The sequence below is a fragment of the Thalassobacillus hwangdonensis genome, from assembly GCF_042675915.1.
GTDB classification, from domain to species: domain Bacteria; phylum Bacillota; class Bacilli; order Bacillales; family Halobacillaceae; genus Thalassobacillus_A; species Thalassobacillus_A hwangdonensis.
Genome location: NZ_JBHTKL010000001.1, coordinates 914,221 through 931,927, shown reverse-complemented (window position 1 = coordinate 931,927; position 17,707 = coordinate 914,221). Strand labels below are relative to the sequence as shown.

The 17,707-nt window shown below is 43.7% G+C and carries 19 protein-coding genes and 1 riboswitch; of the genes, 18 read left to right on the top strand and 1 reads right to left on the bottom strand.

All coding sequences use genetic code 11. From position 1 onward, the window contains the following. Positions 1-27 precede the first annotated feature (27 nt). The 15 genes from ACFQ2J_RS04940 (at position 28) to ACFQ2J_RS04870 (ending at position 14,013) form a co-directional block, all read left to right on the top strand. The gene (locus ACFQ2J_RS04940; RefSeq protein ID WP_386057122.1) at positions 28-540 is read left to right on the top strand and encodes a DUF3907 family protein; all 513 of its coding nucleotides are present in this window, start codon (positions 28-30) and stop codon (positions 538-540) included. Positions 541-960: 420 nt separating this feature from the next. After that, positions 961-2,058, top strand: coding sequence for a D-alanyl-D-alanine carboxypeptidase family protein (locus ACFQ2J_RS04935; RefSeq protein WP_386057120.1), 1,098 nt, complete (start codon positions 961-963; stop codon positions 2,056-2,058). Then, positions 2,052-2,642 carry a nucleoside recognition domain-containing protein gene (locus tag ACFQ2J_RS04930; protein ID WP_386057118.1) on the top strand — a complete coding sequence of 197 codons (591 nt, stop codon included), beginning with the start codon at positions 2,052-2,054 and terminating at the stop codon, positions 2,640-2,642. Before ACFQ2J_RS04935 ends, ACFQ2J_RS04930 begins: the two co-directional genes overlap by 7 nt. After that, positions 2,639-3,160, top strand: a complete 522-nt coding sequence (locus ACFQ2J_RS04925; protein WP_386057117.1) for a spore maturation protein — start codon at positions 2,639-2,641, stop codon at positions 3,158-3,160. The genes ACFQ2J_RS04930 and ACFQ2J_RS04925 overlap by 4 nt, the downstream gene beginning before the upstream one ends. A 114-nt stretch (positions 3,161-3,274) precedes the next feature. Then, on the top strand, positions 3,275-4,003 hold the full coding sequence (locus ACFQ2J_RS04920) for a pseudouridine synthase (RefSeq protein WP_386057115.1): 729 nt from the start codon (positions 3,275-3,277) through the stop codon (positions 4,001-4,003). Positions 4,004-4,057: 54 nt separating this feature from the next. Continuing rightward, a complete protein-coding gene (gene resA / locus ACFQ2J_RS04915) occupies positions 4,058-4,603 on the top strand; it encodes a thiol-disulfide oxidoreductase ResA (RefSeq protein ID WP_386057114.1) in 546 nt (181 codons plus the stop codon). A gap of 27 nt (positions 4,604-4,630) precedes the next feature. Next, complete coding sequence (resB, locus tag ACFQ2J_RS04910; RefSeq protein ID WP_386057112.1) at positions 4,631-6,253, top strand: cytochrome c biogenesis protein ResB; 1,623 nt, start codon at positions 4,631-4,633, stop codon at positions 6,251-6,253. A 34-nt stretch (positions 6,254-6,287) separates the two neighbouring features. Further along, on the top strand, positions 6,288-7,469 hold the full coding sequence (ccsB, locus tag ACFQ2J_RS04905) for a c-type cytochrome biogenesis protein CcsB (protein ID WP_386057111.1): 1,182 nt from the start codon (positions 6,288-6,290) through the stop codon (positions 7,467-7,469). A gap of 157 nt (positions 7,470-7,626) precedes the next feature. Then, positions 7,627-8,343 (top strand): response regulator transcription factor, encoded by a 717-nt coding sequence (locus tag ACFQ2J_RS04900; protein ID WP_386057109.1) that lies wholly within the window; start codon positions 7,627-7,629, stop codon positions 8,341-8,343. Continuing rightward, positions 8,343-10,133 carry an ATP-binding protein gene (locus ACFQ2J_RS04895; RefSeq protein WP_386057107.1) on the top strand — a complete coding sequence of 597 codons (1,791 nt, stop codon included), beginning with the start codon at positions 8,343-8,345 and terminating at the stop codon, positions 10,131-10,133. Before ACFQ2J_RS04900 ends, ACFQ2J_RS04895 begins: the two co-directional genes overlap by 1 nt. 65 nt (positions 10,134-10,198) lie before the next feature. Then, positions 10,199-10,382: riboswitch (cobalamin riboswitch) on the top strand. A 246-nt stretch (positions 10,383-10,628) separates the two neighbouring features. Then, the gene (locus ACFQ2J_RS04890) at positions 10,629-11,036 is read left to right on the top strand and encodes a DUF4430 domain-containing protein (RefSeq protein WP_386057105.1); all 408 of its coding nucleotides are present in this window, start codon (positions 10,629-10,631) and stop codon (positions 11,034-11,036) included. A 5-nt stretch (positions 11,037-11,041) separates the two neighbouring features. Further along, positions 11,042-11,542, top strand: coding sequence for an ECF transporter S component (locus ACFQ2J_RS04885; protein WP_386057103.1), 501 nt, complete (start codon positions 11,042-11,044; stop codon positions 11,540-11,542). 180 nt (positions 11,543-11,722) lie between these two features. Then, complete coding sequence (gene sigX, locus ACFQ2J_RS04880) at positions 11,723-12,262, top strand: RNA polymerase sigma factor SigX (RefSeq protein ID WP_386057101.1); 540 nt, start codon at positions 11,723-11,725, stop codon at positions 12,260-12,262. Beyond that, positions 12,252-13,391: a hypothetical protein gene (locus ACFQ2J_RS04875; RefSeq protein WP_386057099.1), complete on the top strand. Its 1,140-nt coding sequence runs from the start codon at positions 12,252-12,254 to the stop codon at positions 13,389-13,391. The genes sigX and ACFQ2J_RS04875 overlap by 11 nt, the downstream gene beginning before the upstream one ends. A 166-nt stretch (positions 13,392-13,557) precedes the next feature. After that, a complete protein-coding gene (locus ACFQ2J_RS04870) occupies positions 13,558-14,013 on the top strand; it encodes a helix-turn-helix transcriptional regulator (RefSeq protein WP_386057097.1) in 456 nt (151 codons plus the stop codon). A gap of 38 nt (positions 14,014-14,051) precedes the next feature. On the opposite strand, the gene ACFQ2J_RS04865 is transcribed toward ACFQ2J_RS04870, so the two are convergent. Beyond that, positions 14,052-14,300, bottom strand: a complete 249-nt coding sequence (locus ACFQ2J_RS04865; protein WP_386057096.1) for a ferredoxin — start codon at positions 14,298-14,300, stop codon at positions 14,052-14,054. 223 nt (positions 14,301-14,523) lie between these two features. Here ACFQ2J_RS04865 and ACFQ2J_RS04860 point away from each other — a divergent pair, with 223 nt between their 5' ends. Genes ACFQ2J_RS04860 through ACFQ2J_RS04850 form a run of 3 tightly spaced genes read left to right on the top strand, consistent with a single transcriptional unit; the run spans position 14,524 to position 17,702 of the window. Then, on the top strand, positions 14,524-15,588 hold the full coding sequence (locus ACFQ2J_RS04860; protein ID WP_386057094.1) for a helix-turn-helix domain-containing protein: 1,065 nt from the start codon (positions 14,524-14,526) through the stop codon (positions 15,586-15,588). Further along, on the top strand, positions 15,581-17,134 hold the full coding sequence (locus ACFQ2J_RS04855; RefSeq protein WP_386057092.1) for a RecQ family ATP-dependent DNA helicase: 1,554 nt from the start codon (positions 15,581-15,583) through the stop codon (positions 17,132-17,134). Before ACFQ2J_RS04860 ends, ACFQ2J_RS04855 begins: the two co-directional genes overlap by 8 nt. Next, entirely contained in the window at positions 17,124-17,702 is a 579-nt protein-coding gene (locus ACFQ2J_RS04850; protein WP_386057090.1) for a CPBP family intramembrane glutamic endopeptidase, read from the top strand. Before ACFQ2J_RS04855 ends, ACFQ2J_RS04850 begins: the two co-directional genes overlap by 11 nt. The last annotated feature ends 5 nt before the right edge of the window (positions 17,703-17,707 follow it).

The window sequence follows — 17,707 nt, the reverse complement described above, 5'->3', positions numbered from 1 at the left end:
TTGGGAAACATCTAAGGAGGCAATTTTATGAGCAACCAGCTTGTCCGTGCACAAATGGAAGAGGTCAGCGACTTTTTAGAGAACGTAGATGGCAAGATCAGTGACTACCTTAATCACCATCATATAGATGGATTGATGAACGAGGGTGGCAGCAGGGAAAAGGAATATTATCAGGAATTGATGCGATCCCTTCGTAGATTGGGAGTATTCTGTGATGAAGCTAAAGATACAGTCCGGGTTTTGCTGCAATCGGAAATTTTCAGGAAATCAGCAGCAGAACGGACGCTTTATGGGATCTATCATCAGTGCATCGCTGAATTTTTCTCACCGAAAGGCGATACTTGGTATGAAGATAGCCGCGCGGCTTACACTGGAAAGAATGCAATCAAGTTCCATCACGAACCTCCTGAATCGGTAAAAATGCTGATGACGAGGCTGGAACACCCTTTTCAGCAGATCAGAGAAGAACTGGATTACTATGAAACAGATTATCAGACGAAAATAGTCATGAATAATCAAAAAGAAGGACCAGCATCCTGAACCAAATGTGAATGCATCGAGTCGCATAGACGGCTTGATGCATTTTTTTATAGTAATAAACATCGTTTTTAATTTTTGAAAATCATGCAAAATCGTGATTGGCCACCGAAACACACATGGCGGTTGGGAAACTGCGAGACTCCAGTGGGTGAAGGGCCTAGGCGAGACCCCACAGGTCGTGAAAAGACCGAGGAGGCTCGTCTCCCCCACAGGAAAGCGAGTAGTTTCCCAGCCGCCCTTTCCGTTGATTCGGCACCGTCACATCATATCTCAAATTCTCTTTTACCGGGAGAATTTACACTGAGATTTAACAGAGTCTTTCATCACAACCTTCCATCTGTTCCGCCTGCCTAAAATACTCATATGCTTGTCTTAGATGCATAGATTTATAAAAGACAAGTTTTAGAAGGAGGAACAGCAGTGAAGAAGTGGATGGTCCTATTGACGATCGTTATGATGATCGGAACACTTTTCAGTACTAGTACACCTGCACATGCAGACCAGCATCTGTCGGTCTCAGCAAGGAATGCAGTACTGATGGATATGAAATCTGGACGAGTATTGTATGAAAAAGCAGCGGATGATCAACATTTGATTGCAAGCACGACCAAGATCATGACTGCGCTGCTCGCAATAGAATCAGGAATGTTGAAGGAAAAAGTGAAAGCGAGCCACAGGGCTGTCTACACGGAAGGGTCCTCCATCTACTTGAAAGAAGGCGAGAAGATGACCCTGGAAGATCTTGTGTATGGATTGATGCTCCGGTCTGGAAACGATGCTGCAATTGCAATTGCGGAGCATGTTGGAGGAAGCGTGGAAGGTTTCGCATATCTGATGAATGAAAAAGCAGCGTGGCTTGGGATGAATAACTCCAATTTCGATAACCCGCATGGTCTGGATTCTGACACGCATTATTCCACCGCTTATGACCTTGCGTTACTTATGAGCTATTCGATGAAGAATGACACATTCAGGGAAGTTACCGGTGCTGAGCGGTATCTATCTGATAACCGTGATTATTATTGGTTCAACAAAAATAAGATGCTGACACGATATTATGATTTCTGTACCGGTGGAAAGACAGGATATACAAAAGCTGCTGGAAGGACCCTCGTCACTTCTGCCAAAAAAGGCGACATGGAATTGGTTGCAGTAACTTTGAGTGCTTCGGATGACTGGAATGACCATCAGCGGATGTTCGAATACGGCTTCGACCATTATGATACCGTGACACTTCAAAAAGAAGGAAAGGTTACGTTTCAATCGGTTGAAGATGATACGTTCTATTATCCTCGTGATATTCAATTTCCAGTGACTGAAAAAGAAAAATATGCAATCCAATCAAGCATACAGCTCTACCGGGATTTCGGAGATGACCTCTTCGCAGGGAAAACCATCTACTATCTCGATGATGAACCGATTTTGGAGACAGCTCTTCTAAGTGAACCATTGGAAACTGGCTTGCTCGGGTTGTGGCGAAGCGTCACCAATAAACTGATTGGTGCAGGGACATGGTAAATCTGATTTGGGCCTTGCTCGCCATTTTCGGTATCGTCTATGCGGCGTTTCAAGGCACGATGAAAGAAGTGAATGAAGCAATCTTTTCAACGATCGATGATGCAGTAATGATTACATTGACGATGATGGGTGTCCTGATCTTCTGGCTTGGATTGATGAAGATCGCAGAAGCGGCAGGGATACTGAGAGGGTTGGCGAAAGCTTTCCGTCCCTTGGTAAAACGAATTTTTCCGGAGATCCCTGACGGCCACCCAGCTATGGGCTATATTCTTTCCAACATGACGGCAAACTTTTTTGGATTGGGAAATGCAGCGACTCCCCTCGGCTTGAAAGCGATGCGGGAAATGAAAGAATTGCATGGGAAAGATTATGCCAGCCGTTCGATGATTACGTTTCTAGCCATCAATACCTCTTCGATTACGATCATTCCTACGACTGTGATCGCAATCAGGATGAAATATGGGTCCGTCGATCCTACGGCAATCGTAGGTACAACGATTGCTGCTACTTGTATATCTACAATGGGGGCTTTGATCATCGACCGGTATTTCTATTGGAGAAGGACAAAGGGGCGAGAGATGTGAGTGTTATCAGTCTTTGGATCATACCGCTCATCATATTGCTCATTCTGGTGACAGCAACGATCAGAAGAGTTCCTACTTATGAGAAGTTCGTCGAGGGTGGAAAGGAAGGAATCGATATTGCGATTTCACTGCTCCCTTTCCTGATCGGAATGATGGTTTCCATTGCTATTTTCAGAGCATCAGGAGCAATGGGTGCAGTTATTGCACTGTTTGAACCGATTACGGGAATTTTCAGTATCCCCGAGGAGATTCTGCCATTAGCGTTGATTCGCCCGTTATCCGGCACGGCTGCACTAGGGATGACGAGTGAACTGATCAGAAATTATGGGCCTGACTCTTTTATTGGCCAGTTGGCGTCGACGATGCAGGGAAGTACAGATACTACACTTTATATCATTACGGTATATTTTGGAGCAGTAGGAATCAAAAAGATGGGAGATGCGCTAAAGGTTGGACTATTGGCCGACTTAATTGGTATAATAGCGTCAATCGTGATAGTGACGATCGTATTCAGTTGAAGAATGACGAAATAGCTCGAATAACAGCCGCGCTGAGCAGTGACAGCGTGGCTTCGTAATGTTTTGAAACAAGAATAAAATTATCCAGGAACAGGTGATTAGATGGCGAATGAAATGGAACGTCTACAGAAAGTGATTGCACACAGTGGTGTGACATCACGTAGAAAAGCAGAGAAACTGATTGAGGAAGGTAAAGTGACAGTAAATGGTAAAGTGGTGACTGAACTCGGCACGAAAGTATCGTCGAACGATAAAGTGGAAGTGGAAGGTGTTCCTTTGGTGAAGGAAGAACCGATCTATTTCATGCTTTATAAGCCGAGAGGTGTCATTTCCAGTGTGAACGATGATAAAGGCAGAAAAGTTGTCACCGATTTTTTCCCTGAAATCGAAGAACGGATTTTTCCGATAGGGAGACTGGATTATGACACATCCGGTATTTTGCTGCTTACGAATGATGGCGACTTTGCAAACCTGCTGATGCATCCGAAGCATCAGATTGATAAGGAGTACATTGTCAAAACAAAAGGGATTCCATCCAAAGAGGCAGTGGCTTCCATGAAAAAAGGGTTGAAAGTCGATGGAGACTTCCTTCGCGCGGTGCGTGTGAAAACTTTATCGGTCGATCGGAAAAAAGGGACCGCGATCATTCAGGTGATACTTCATGAAGGGAAAAACAGACAAGTGCGCCGGATGTTCGAAGCGTTGGATGTAAAAGTGGACAAACTGAAGCGTGAACGGTACGGAAATCTTACACTTCATGGGATGAATGCAGGCGACTTCAGAGAATTGACACCACATGAAGTGAAACAGCTGCGCCACCTTGCAGAAAAAAATGTTAAATAATTTTCACATTTTGCCATAGTGTTAAATGTTATAATTGCGAAGGGAGTGACCGCCATGGATAAAACAAAGAAAAAACGAAAACGACTGATTTTCCGGTCAATCATTCTAGCACTTTTGGTTGGACTGGTCGTCCTCGCAATTGTTCAAAACCTGCAAAAAGATGACAGTGCTGTCGATGTGGGGGATGACGCCCCGGATTTTCAGCTTGAACAATTCGGCAAGGACGAGCCATTGCAACTTTCAGACTATGAAGGGAAAGGTGTCATGCTGAACTTCTGGGCTACATATTGTAAGCCTTGTGAAGAGGAAATGCCCTATATGCAGGAGCTCTATCCCGAATATAAAGAAAAGGGTGTAGAGATCATCGCCGTCAACCTTGATAGTACGAAACTTGTCGTGAATCGCTTCATCGACAAATATGACCTTACTTTTCCGGTCCCTTGGGATAAGAGCAACCAGGTGATGGATTTGTATAAAATTGGTCCGATTCCTTCTACGTATTTCATTAACCCGGAAGGTGAGATCGAGAGGAAAGTGATTGGAGCATTGACTTTGGAAAGGTTGGAACAATACTTGAAGGAAATTCAGCCAGAAGGATAAGTCTGATAGATACAGAGAGGTTTTTATATGAAGAAAATCAAGTGTGAATGTGGGCACATAAATCCGGAAGGGACAGTCTTGTGCGAATCATGCGGAAAACCGATCGAAGAAAACCAGCATATTGATGGAAATGACAAAGGTAAACTCCTTAACATGAGATATGATGGGAGTGCCAGACGATCCCAAACCTATAACAGGAGCATCATTGATAAGACGTGGAATTTCTTTTCCTCTGTAAAGGTCGGCGTTTGGTTGATTGTCATCACATTGATTGCATCTTCTCTTGGAACGATTTTCCCGCAGGAGATGTACATACCCCCTGGTACGGATGCGACTACGCATTATGAGGAGCAGTATGGACTTGCCGGTAAGATCTACTATCAGCTAGGGTTCCATAACTTATACAGTTCTCTATGGTATATGCTGCTGATTGCCATGATCGGTGTATCCCTGGTGATATGCAGTATCGATCGTGTCGTACCACTGCATCGTGCATTGAAGAAACAGAAACCGAAGCGTCACCACACCTTCTTGCAAAGACAAAGGGTATTCGGTGAAACGAAAGCAGATGTCGATCTGGACTCATTTAAAGCGAATTTGAAAAAACACAGGTACAAAGTCAGGGAGCAGGAAGGACATATCCTTGCTGAAAAAGGAAGGTTCTCCAGATGGGGTCCTTATGTGAACCATATCGGTCTGATCATCTTCCTGCTTGGCGCATTGCTCCGTTTCTTCCCAGCTTTATACATTGATGATTTCGTATGGGTGAGGGAAGGCGAAACGAAATTGATTCCAAGCACGGATAGTCAATATTACATCAAAAACGAAGACTTCATTATCGAGACATACGATGAGAATGATCCCCGTTATCAGGAATCCATCCAGCAGCAGGGAGGAATGGTCCCAAGCAACTATCAGACAAACGCAGTTATCTATAAACAGGCTGAAGATGCTGTAGTTGGACAGGAATCGGAATTGGAGGAAGTGAAACGCGGAGATATCCGTGTGAATTATCCAATGAAATTCGATGGGTACGCGCTCTATCAATCAAGCTTCCAGCAGGATGAGTTCAAGGAAATGACCTTCAAGTTGCACCCTAAAGATGACGAAAGTGAGAATTTGGGTGAGTTTACCGTCGACCTGACACAACCTGAAATGGAATACGAAATGGATAATGGTACGAGAGTGGAAATCAATCAGTATTATCCTGAATATTACTTGGATGGAAATCAGCCAAGGTCTAAATCTAAGTTCCCTAAGAACCCGGCATTCGTATTCTATGTCTATCCAGAAGGCCAGGAACAGCCTGAAATCAGCTTTCTTGGTATCGGTATGAATATAGATGCAACCGGTGAGAATGACTATAAACTCAGCTTAGCTGGCTACGATGTGCGTGATGTAACCGGTCTTTCTGTAAAACGTGATTATACATTGCCGATTCTTGCCCTTGGGGGTGCCATCTTCATGATCGGTGTCATTCAGGGAATGTATTGGAATCACCGTCGCATCTGGCTTCAGCCTAGAGAAGACGGCGTCTGGATTGCCGGACATACGAATAAAAACTGGTTCGGTCTCAGACGGGATATTGAAAAAGCTATAGATGGAACAGGAATTGAAGAACCTGACGACCAACAACAGTTGGAAAGCTGAACGATGCTGACTGACTCAGGCAAGGAGGATGAACATGGAATTAAGTTCGATTAGCAGCACTCTATTGATGATTGCGTTCTTCTTATATTTGATCGCAACTTTCTTCTTCGCAGGTACGATCCGCGATAAGAGAAATCAATCAAAAGATGTAGCTGGAAAGATAGCCATTACTATTACGATCATAGGTTTCCTGACTCAAGTCGGTTATTTCATCACCAGATGGATTGCAAGCCAGCATGCACCAGTCAGTAACCTATTTGAATTTACTACATTCTTCGGAATGATGCTTGTATTTGCATTCATTGTCATTTACTTCATCTATCGATTGAATGTATTGGGATTGTACACGTTGCCAGTGGCACTGCTTATCATTGCATATGCCAGTGTCTTTCCAACGGAAGTATCCCCGTTGATACCTTCATTGAAAACTCACTGGTTATATATACATGTAACTACAGCTGCTCTGGGTGAAGCGATCCTCGCTGTAAGTTTTGCCGCAGGATTACTTTTCCTGATCCGACAAGTGGATCAGACTAAAAAGTCAAAACAAACATTCTGGCTTGAATTCGTCATCTACTCCATTTTCGCAACAGTAGGTTTCGTAGTGGTCAACTACGGCTTCGGTTTCATGGATTATCAAGCCCAAATCGAGGCACCTGTGGATGGAAATATGACGACGATTGAATATCAGCTTCCACCGCTTGTAGGACCACAGGATGGAGAACTTGTCAGCGACGGGATGCAGCCTTTGACGACCGCTCCGGAATTTATGCGTGGAGAAGGTGCACCTAGGAAACTCAATACATTACTATGGTCGTTACTAAGTGGTCTTGTCCTTTATGGCATCGCACGATTGATTCTTAGAAAAAGGGTTGCTGCTGCTATACAGCCCAAGCTTAAAAACACCAATCCTGATCTTATCGATGAAGTATCCTATCGTGCAGTTGCAATCGGGTTCCCTGTATTTACTCTTGGAGCACTTATCTTTGCGATGATTTGGGCCCAACAGGCTTGGGATCGCTTCTGGGGATGGGATCCGAAAGAAGTCTGGGCACTCATCACATGGTTCTTTTATGCAGCATTCCTTCACTTACGTCTTTCAAGGGGATGGCATGGAACGAAATCAGCATGGCTTGCTGTCGGAGGGTTTGCAATCATCATGTTCAACCTGATCGCAGTCAACCTTGTCATTGCCGGCCTTCACTCATATGCGTGATCAAAAGGCTATAGGAAGCAGTTTCCTATAGCTTTTTTCTATATATCTATGTTGGAAAGAGGATAATAAGCAGTGTCTATCAGGTCTTATCGGCAGGAGTTTTTCGATGATTAGCGAATAGAGTTGAATAGAGACGTATGATTTTAGGAGGATTACTATGGAAAATGAGGCTAGAGTTTTAGTAGTGGACGATGAAGAACGCATCAGAAGGTTGATCCGTATGTACCTTGAACGCGAGAATTATCTCGTGGAAGAAGCGGAGGATGGAGAGCAGGCTTTGGAACTGGCATTGGAAGAAGATTTCGATGTCATTCTTTTAGATATCATGATGCCCGGTAAAGATGGGATCGAAGTGTGCAAGGAATTGAGAGAAAAGAAAGCGACACCTGTCATCATGCTGACAGCTAAAGGGGAGGAAACGAATCGAGTACAGGGATTTGAAGTCGGTACGGATGACTATATCGTAAAACCGTTCAGCCCTAGAGAAGTCGTACTTCGTGTGAAAGCACTGCTGAGACGTTCTTCTTCCACTAAATTCCTTAATACAGATACACATGCGAAAAATGTGCTCGTCTTCCCACATCTGACAATTGATAATGATGCGCACAGGGTCCTCGCAGATGAAGAGGAAGTGACGCTGACACCTAAGGAGTACGAATTGCTTTATTATCTGGCACAGGCGCCTGATAAAGTGTTCGATCGCGAGCAGCTTCTGAAGGAAGTTTGGAAATATGAATTCTTCGGAGATCTGCGTACTGTGGATACTCATGTGAAACGGCTGAGGGAAAAGTTGAGTAAAGTATCGAAGGAAGCGGCTAAGATGATCGTAACGGTCTGGGGTGTAGGATATAAATTCGAGGTAAGTGGTGACTGATGTTCTGGAGAAGTGTAGTAGGAAAATTATGGTTCACTATTCTTTTACTCGTATCATTCGTCCTGTTCATCCTTACTATTCTGTTACTTGAGTTCTTTGAAAACTATCATGTGCTGGATGCGGAAGAAGAACTTTTGCAAACGGCAAACAAAGTCTCTGAAGTTGTGAGTGAATATGATGAAAGAGGCTTGATCTATGCCACTGCTGGAAGGATCAAAGACCCTACAAGCAGAGTGTCGATCTTCTTCGATCGGGAAGATGTATGGAATTCAGCTTCTGAAGAAGAGAAGCTCCCGCAAATCGATCTTGCATGGATTGAAGCGGATGAAGAGTTGACTTCCGTCTTTTCGGGGAATTCTGTGAAAAAGATTGCGGAGACAGCTGAACTGGATAATGGATTGATGGTGGTAGGAGCACCGCTCGAAAATAGTGAAGGAGCCGTTTTCGTCTATCAATCGTTGGATAATGTCGAAGCAACGACGAAACAGACGACCAAAATCATCTTCTTAAGTGCAGGAATTGCAATCATCTTGACGACGGTATTCGCATTCTTCCTTTCTACCAGAATCACCTCTCCACTGATTCAAATGCGGGAAGGCGCCTTGGAGCTTGCAGAAGGCCAGTTTAATACGAAGATTCCGATTCTGACGCATGATGAAATCGGTGAACTTGCCATGGCTTTCAATCGGATGGGAAGACAACTGAAGTTTCATATTGATGCGCTTAATCAGGAGAAGGAGCTTCTTGCCAGCATTTTACGATCAATGGCTGATGGAGTCATGACCATTAATCGTGAAGGGAAAATCCTGATCACAAATCCGCCTGCTGAGCAATATTTGGACACGTGGCTATTCGAAAGTGGAAAAGACGCGGGGCTTAATATGAGTTATGAGCGCATGGAGCTGCCTGATCCCTTAAAGGATATGTTCAAAAATGTACTATCGACAGAAAGCGAAATGATGATCGAGGCAGAAGTTCAAGGCAGATCCTGGGTCATCATTATGAGTCCGCTTTATGACAAGATGAAGGTTCGTGGAGCGGTGGCAGTGCTTCGTGATATGACGGAAGAACGAAGACTCGATAAACTTCGGAAAGACTTCATTGCGAATGTATCCCATGAACTTCGGACTCCAATATCGATGATGCAGGGCTACAGCGAAGCGATTGTCGATGATATTGCAGAAAGCAAGAAAGAGAAAAATGAACTTGCGCAAATCATTTACGAAGAATCGCTTCGTATGGGAAGGCTTGTCAATGAACTGCTTGATCTTGCAAGGATGGAAGCAGGTCACATCACTTTGAATGTGGAACAAGTGAACCTCCAGCTGTTTATGGATAAAATCATTCGAAAGTTCCAAGGGCTGGCAAACGACAAACAAGTGCATTTGAAGCTTTCGGCCGAACATGAAGTAAGTCATGCAAGGTTTGATCCGGATCGGATTGAACAGGTGTTTACAAACCTGATCGATAATGCAATTCGGCACACAGAAGAAAACGGAACTGTTCATGTGAAACTGGAACAGAACAATCATGAAATCGAGGCGAAAATCGAGGATTCCGGTTCTGGTATCCCTGCGGACGATCTGCCATTCGTGTTTGAACGTTTTTACAAGGCTGATAAGTCACGGAAGCGGAAGAATGTCAAAACCGGCACAGGACTTGGCCTTGCCATAGCGAAAAATATCGTGGAAGCGCATAAAGGCTCGATTGCAGTCCACAGCCGGCTCGGTGAAGGGACAACATTCTCGTTTAAATTACCATTGAAAGGCGAAAATTCAGAAGAATTGTAATAAAATCTTGTTACTTATGAAACATTCTATTTACTTTTCATAATCGTATGGTAAGATGAAAATTGAATTATATAAGGAATGAAGGTGCTCTATTTCTTAGAGCTGAAAAGGGAATCCGGTGAAATGCCGGAACTGTCCTCGCAACTGTAAGTGCTACGAAATGGACGATCCACTGTATCAAGGATATGGGAAGGGTCCAGAGTAGGAATAAGCACAAGTCAGTAGACCTGCCTGCCATTCAAGTTTCAAAGCTTCGAGGATTGAGCGTTTGAGACAACCGGTCGGAATCGTATACGTGCAATCTACGTATGAATGAAAACTGGATTGTCTTCGAATGGATGTCTCAAAAGGTCTGTCCCAAGCATTCGATCATGTAACATACATGATTATGCGGGCAGACCTTTTTTCGTTAAGGCATTCTTCAGCCGCAGGTTGTCTTACGCCCTTCACCTTTCACGAGCTGGGAAACAAACATTAAGGAGAGGAAGGGTTCAAATGAACAGAATACTTAAAATGGTGTTTGCATTGCTTTTAAGCATCGGAATACTAACTGGATGCCAATCCGAAAGTGGCAATGCCGACCAAACTACGGAAACAGAACAGAATGAACAACAGGAAATGAAAGCAGAAGTGGTCATTTCTAAAGAAAACGGTGAAGAAATCCTTCAGGAGAAAGAAATTGAATTTGAAGAAGGACAATCGTTGATGGAAGTGATGAAAGCCAATTTCGAAGTAGAAGAAAGTGATGGATTCATCACGGGAGTTGAAGGGGTTTCTGCTGAGGAAGGCGAAGAGAAAGCCTGGTTTTACACCATTAATGGGGAAGAAGCGATGGTGGGAGCCAATGACTACGAATTGGAATCAGGAGATCAGATCGCATTTGATTTTCATGCTTGGGAATGATCGCAATGAACACATATAAACTGACGTTAATTGCATTGCTTTCAGCACTTGCTATCGCTGGAAGAATTGCAACGAATGCCATTCCGAATGTACAGCCGGTCACAGCCATTGTCATCCTTACCGGCTTCTTTATGGGACCTCTGGCGGCAGTTCTTTTGGCAGCTTTGACGACGTTCCTATCCAACATGCTGCTGGGAATGGGAATCTGGTATATTTGGCAGGTAACCGCATGGGCATTGATCGGTGCAGCAGCAGGGCTGATCGGTAAGTATTTCAGTACTATTCCAAAATGGGGGCTTGCACTTTTTTCCGGTGTAAGTGGCCTCATTTACGGGCTGATCATTTCGTTGACGATGTACAGCTATGCAGGATCATTTTGGGCCTATTATCTGGCAGGACTACCGTTCGATCTATACCATGCGTTCGGGAATATCGTATTCATCACGCTCCTGCTACCTGTTTTTTCAAGGCTGTTCGAACGATATAGCCGCCATGCACTAGCCTGATACCAACCGGATTCCGGTTGGTATTTTTTATGCTTTATGAAAGTTAGACTTTGGTATAGGGTTAAAGTATAAGAAAATATCGCAATAAGCCAAGTTTTTTCTGACCTCTTTGATTATGATGGAAGAGTGAAACTTTTTTACATAACTGAACGACTAATCTATGAATGGGAGGTAGGAAGTGTGGATCGAGTTTTTGAACGTCTGTATGATTGTTATCATCATGATTTGTACCAGTTTGTCTTCTACATGGTGAAAAATAAAGAACAGACGGAAGACCTCATTCAGGAAATCTATATAAAAGTGATGAATTCCTACGATACATTCCAAGGAAAGAGCAGTGAAAAGACTTGGCTCTTTTCGATTGCAAGGCACGTGACGATCGATTTCTTTCGTGCTCAAAAACGGAAAAGAAACCGGATACTGGATTTTTTTGACTGGAAAGAGCGGGGAGAGGAACTAAAAGATTCAGCACCGATTCCTGAAGATATAGCAATGATGAATGAGGAAATACAGAAAGTCTATCATTGTCTCGATCAGTTGAATGTCGATCAGAGAAGTGTCATCATCTTACGGTTCATCCAGGAACATACGCTGAAGGAGACTGCCGAACTTCTCGGATGGAGCGTCAGTAAAGTGAAGACGACGCAGCATCGGGCGATGAAACTGCTGAAAGAACGCATGGAAAAGATGGAAGAGGGGGGAATCCAACGTGAAGCGTAACTCTTACAACGATGAGAAGCTCGAAAAGCTATTGGGCGAATTGCCGCGAGTGCAGGATCGTCTAAGCAAAGAAGAGCTTCACCAGAAAATATCTCCTCAACTGAATGAAAACAAAGTAAAAAAAGAAAGGGCATGGCTCGTTCCAGTCGGTTCCCTGGTGGCAGTCGTCCTGCTGATGGTAATGGTAATTCCTATCCTTCAACAGGGATCAGGAGGGATGGATTCTGCTTCAGAAAGTGGGGATCAGGCAGACAGCAGTGCCGAGATGAACGAAGCGTCCATGGAAGACAGTGGATCTGCAACAAAGGATGACGCAGCAAAGTATGGTAGTGAGTCAGTGGAGGAAAGTGCTTTGGCATTACGAAGTCATCTCTTTTTCCAGGAAGAAGCTGCAGTTTCGACGGTCATACACAGTGCGTTCCTTGGTGAGGGGAAAAATACAGTTCCTGTTTCCTTCATCATGCCGAAGGAAACCTCCACGATTGAAGGCCTTAATAGTGTAGGTGCGTTCAACGTTCCTGGACTGGGCAAGTATCTGTTGGAGGGGGTATCATTTAAAACAGTGGATCAAGGTGGAACTATTGAAGTTTCGTTCCCGGAGCAGTCCGATACACCTGTATGGATGGATGAGGTCCTCATTCAGATGATCCGCTCCAATTTTTCAGATACAAAAGCAATAACATTTACGGATCATTACGGAGGGAGCCTGCCTATATCTACTGAAAAAGCGCAATCGAAGTTTGTATATAAGGTCTTCCAAACAGAGCCAGATCAGCTCAGTTATTTCGTTCCTGTTGAAACCGAAGCATCGTCATTGGAAGATGCAGTACGCGACATGAAGCGCGGAGAACAATCCCCCAACATAGCTGCACCGATACGAGAAAATGTTCAAATGAATGCTATCAGACAAGAGGATCAAACGCTCATCGTACAGTTCGGAGGTCAGCTTGAGCCTAACCAGGACACCCTGGTAATGATTGAAGCTATCTTGGCTACAGCTAAAAGCTACGGAGTTTCTGAGGTTCTATATGAAAATACCGGTTTAGAATCTATCAATGGTCTTGATTTAACAAAACCGGTACCAGTCCCGGCGGCAATCAATCCATTATATGGGTATGATGACAGATAAGAGCGCAGTAGCTCCTGATTAAAAAAACATGAAGTGGACCCGATGAATTCCTAAGAATTTGTCGGGTCTATTTTATTCTATCGAAAGATACTGCTAACAATTGTATGGGACGAGGATTCTCATACATGTTAAAATGGAAGTAGTGTGGAAAAGGGGACGATTTTTTATGGATAAAAAAGATTTAATTAAAGGTATTTCACCTAAACTGAAATTGATACGTGTCGAAAAAGGTTATACTCAACAACGCATGGCTGACATACTTGGCATTTCCAAAAAAACGCTTGTGCAAATCGAAAAAGAACGGAATGAAGCAAGCTGGACTACGATCGTTGCGGTTTGTGCTTTGTTTCAGGATAGTGAAGTCCTGAAGAACACTTTAGGGGAAGATCCTTTTGAAGTAATCGAAACGGTCGCCCATGATCAGATTGACCGACCAAGAGGTATGACGATGGGGGGCAAAGTCTGGTGGACAGAAGTTGAAAGGAAAGGCGCTTATACACTTCAGCAAAATATACTCAGCAAACATTACAGAATTATCGATGACAGCAATTACCGTTGGTACAGTACGTTCGAAGAGGATGAGGCAGAGCGCAAGCTGATCGAACTGGATTCAACAAAATAAAAAGGATGCCTTTGCAAGACATCCTGGGCGGTTAAGTATTATTCGTGTTTCAATGGGTCGCCATCGAAGGATTCATCAGCAACCTTGATAGAATCTGTAGGGCAGCCATCAAATGCATCCTCCATATCTTCCATCAAATCTTCAGGTACTTCAGCAGTCCCGTCATTATCATCCAGCACTACATAAGCGATGCCCTCATCGTCGTAGTCATAGATATCTGGTGCTGCCGCCCCGCAGGCACCGCAGGCGATGCATGTATCTTGATCAACAATCGTGTATTTAGCCATGATATGAAACCTCCTAGATTAGTACAGTTATATGTCCGGATATCGAACATTTACATGTCGGATAATGTAAGCTCATGTATTATTGTAATGCTAAGGCAGATTTTTTTCAACATAAAAATGGTGAGAAAACATTGAAGTGGTAGGCTTTCTGCGACTTATGGCACCGGAATCGCATAACGCCGCAGGTTTGGTCCGTATTTTTTTCGTCAAAGGAGTAAATGTCGTGTTCGATTATATTTTATTAGACTGTATCACTAACATAAAAGGAGAACGTACGATATCAGGAATCTATCATCTCCTTGATGGAAAACGTTCTTCTCAATCATTGCAGGATGCTCACGCATACCAATTGACGAATTATTTTGGTATTTTAAAAGGATTTTCCCGTGAGGACTTGCATAGGGCTTTAAATAGGCTTGAGGATAACGGATGGATCGAGAGGTATGAGGAAGTAGCCGTTGTCACACCCATGGGAAACGTACAGGTTCAAAAAATGAGAAATACATATGAGCCAATACATTTCAGAGGTTTGACTTTAAGCTCCACCATCCCTTTGTTCACGAAGCGTCTCTTCCTTTACATACAAACTGTAACCAATATGCATCTCGGGAAGAACGATTTTCTTCCTGTGGAAGATGATCTGGAAACGACGGAGTGGGTCAGGAACCTTTATCGGACGAGAAAGGGAAACCTTCAACATCATGTGCGTGCACTTTATCACGAACTGGCAGATCTTCTTAGAAGCATGCCTGAGGCTGAAGCGGAAGTCTTCACCTATCGGCTGACAGGTTCAGGTTTCATCGGTTTAACCACGGGACAATTGGCAGTACGTTTCGGAATGGATGCAGTTGATGTACATCTGTTATTGCATCACGTCTGCTATAGAATCTACTTTACTGTCAAAGAGGGTCGGGACAGATATCCTTCCTTGGCCTTATTTACAATAGATGAACAACCGCATATATTGGTTACCAACTCGGCAAAGCGTACGTATGAATTGCTGCAGGAAGGGTTTGAACCAGAACAAATCGGACAGATACGGCGATTGAAAATGAGCACAGTACAAGATCATTTGGTGGAAATTGCTCTGGTTGTACCTTCATTTGAAATCTCTGATTATGTTACAAACGAGGCCATAGAACAGATAGCGGCGACTGCAGATACACTTGATACGAATCGTTTGAAGGATATCAATGCAGCACTCCAGCAGCGCTATGACTATTTCCAAATTCGGATGGTCCTCGCTCATCAGCAAAATCAGGCTAAAGTAGGGGAGTCTTATGAATAAAGAACAACTGTACCGACTTTTACGTGAACAATTCGGTCATTCTTCCTTTCGTGAAGGTCAGGAGGAAATCATCACAGATGTTCTTCAGAAGAACGATGTGTTGGGGATTCTTCCTACAGGAACCGGGAAATCGATCTGCTACCAGTTACCTGCTTCAATCCTCCCGGGAACGACCGTCATCATTTCGCCACTTGTGTCGCTCATGATTGATCAGGTCAAGCAGCTAAAAGCATCAGGATTCAAGAAAGCAGTTGCATTGAACAGTTTTCTTGGTCGTGAAATGCGCATGAAGGTGTTAAGAAATCTCGAAAAATATAAACTGGTGTATCTCTCACCGGAAATGCTGCAACATTCGTTCATTGTGGACAAGCTTTCATCAATGGATATACCTTTGGTCGTCATTGATGAAGCACATTGCATTTCACAGTGGGGGCATGAATTTCGAACAGATTACCTGAAGATCAGGCGAATTCTTCCTCACCTTGATGATCCGACGGTCCTCGCCCTGAGTGCAACTGCAACGCCTGAAGTACAGGCTGATATTCGCAGCCAATTGGGCAGGAGCAACATGATCGGACATATCTATCCGATGGATAAAAGAAACATCACCTTCAGCGTAGAACAGTGCAGACACCCTGAAGAAAAGATCAACAGGATCGTAGAGGTGCTCAGGGAAAACCATGTGCCTTCTATGATTTACTTCTCCAGCAGGAACTGGACGGAAAAAGTTGCGTTCGCACTGGAGGAGCAGCTGGAAGGGCGTAAGATCGCCTATTATCATGGTGGAATGGATCAAACCGACCGGTTATTGATCCAACAGCAATTCATGAATGGAGAGCTCGATGTGATCTGTTGTACGAGTGCATTCGGAATGGGGATCAACAAAAAGGATATACGGATGGTCATCCATTTCCACCTTCCTTCACAGTTGGAGTCCTATATTCAGGAAATCGGCAGGGCCGGGAGAGATGGTCATCCATGTCTCAGCCTACTTTTGTTTACTGAATCGGATTATCATATACCAAAAGGTCTTATTGAAAGTGAACTACCTGAAAAGAGGGTATTGAAACCGTTGATGAACCGGCTGTATGTCGTTCATGAAGAGAATATACCGCTTCCATCCGATGAATCCATGCAGTTGGAGCTGGAGCTGTCAGAATCCCAGTGGAGATTTTTGAAATTCCAATTAGAGAAGGTGGAAATCCTGCAAGGCAATAAACTCCATTACAATCATCAGGAGTGGCAGGAATTCATTTCAACTATGAGTGCTCTGATTGACCATCGAATGCAACGGAAATATAATCGGCTGCATGAATTGTTGGAATGGGTTCATCATGACGGCTGCAGACGTGAAAAGTTATATTCTACATTTCAAAAAGGATTCAGGGAGCCGACAGTTACATGCTGTGATTATTGCGGATTTGCGATAACTCGTGAAAAATTATTCCCTGAATTGGAAACACACCGTTCCGAGCGGGACCACGTGCCTTGGGAGGAACGTTTAAGAAAGGTGTTCCATCAGGAGGAATTCCAGCATGAGTCGTAAAAGCCAATCAGAATTAATAAAGAACATGTCAGATAAAGAAATTCTTTTCCACCTTTTATTGACGCAACTGATCATCTTCATTATTGCTATGGCTGGTTCTTGGCTGCTGTTCGATTCATTTTTAGAAGGGTGGTCGGATCAGTTCACTGTCGATGCTGAACAGATTTTCGTTTACGGGGTGCTTCCAGGCTTCCTTATAGTAGGGCTGGATTTACTATTGATGAAACTGCTTCCTGAAAAATATTATGATGATGGAGGCATCAATGAGCGGGTTTTTTCACGGCGGAGTGTAGGTGCAATCTTTCTTCTCGCAGGACTCGTCTCAGTAAGCGAAGAGTTATTGTTCAGAGGTGTGATCCAAACGCAGTTCGGATATATATTTGCAAGTACGTTGTTCGCCATCATTCACATCCGTTATTTGAAAAAAATCGTACTATTCGTTTCTGTATTGTCCGTCAGCTTCTTTATCGGCTATATGTATGAGATCACAGGGAATATCATTGTCACGATTACCGCTCATTTCATCATAGACGTCAGTTTAGCTTTAGTCATTCGCTTTAAAAAATGAGGTGT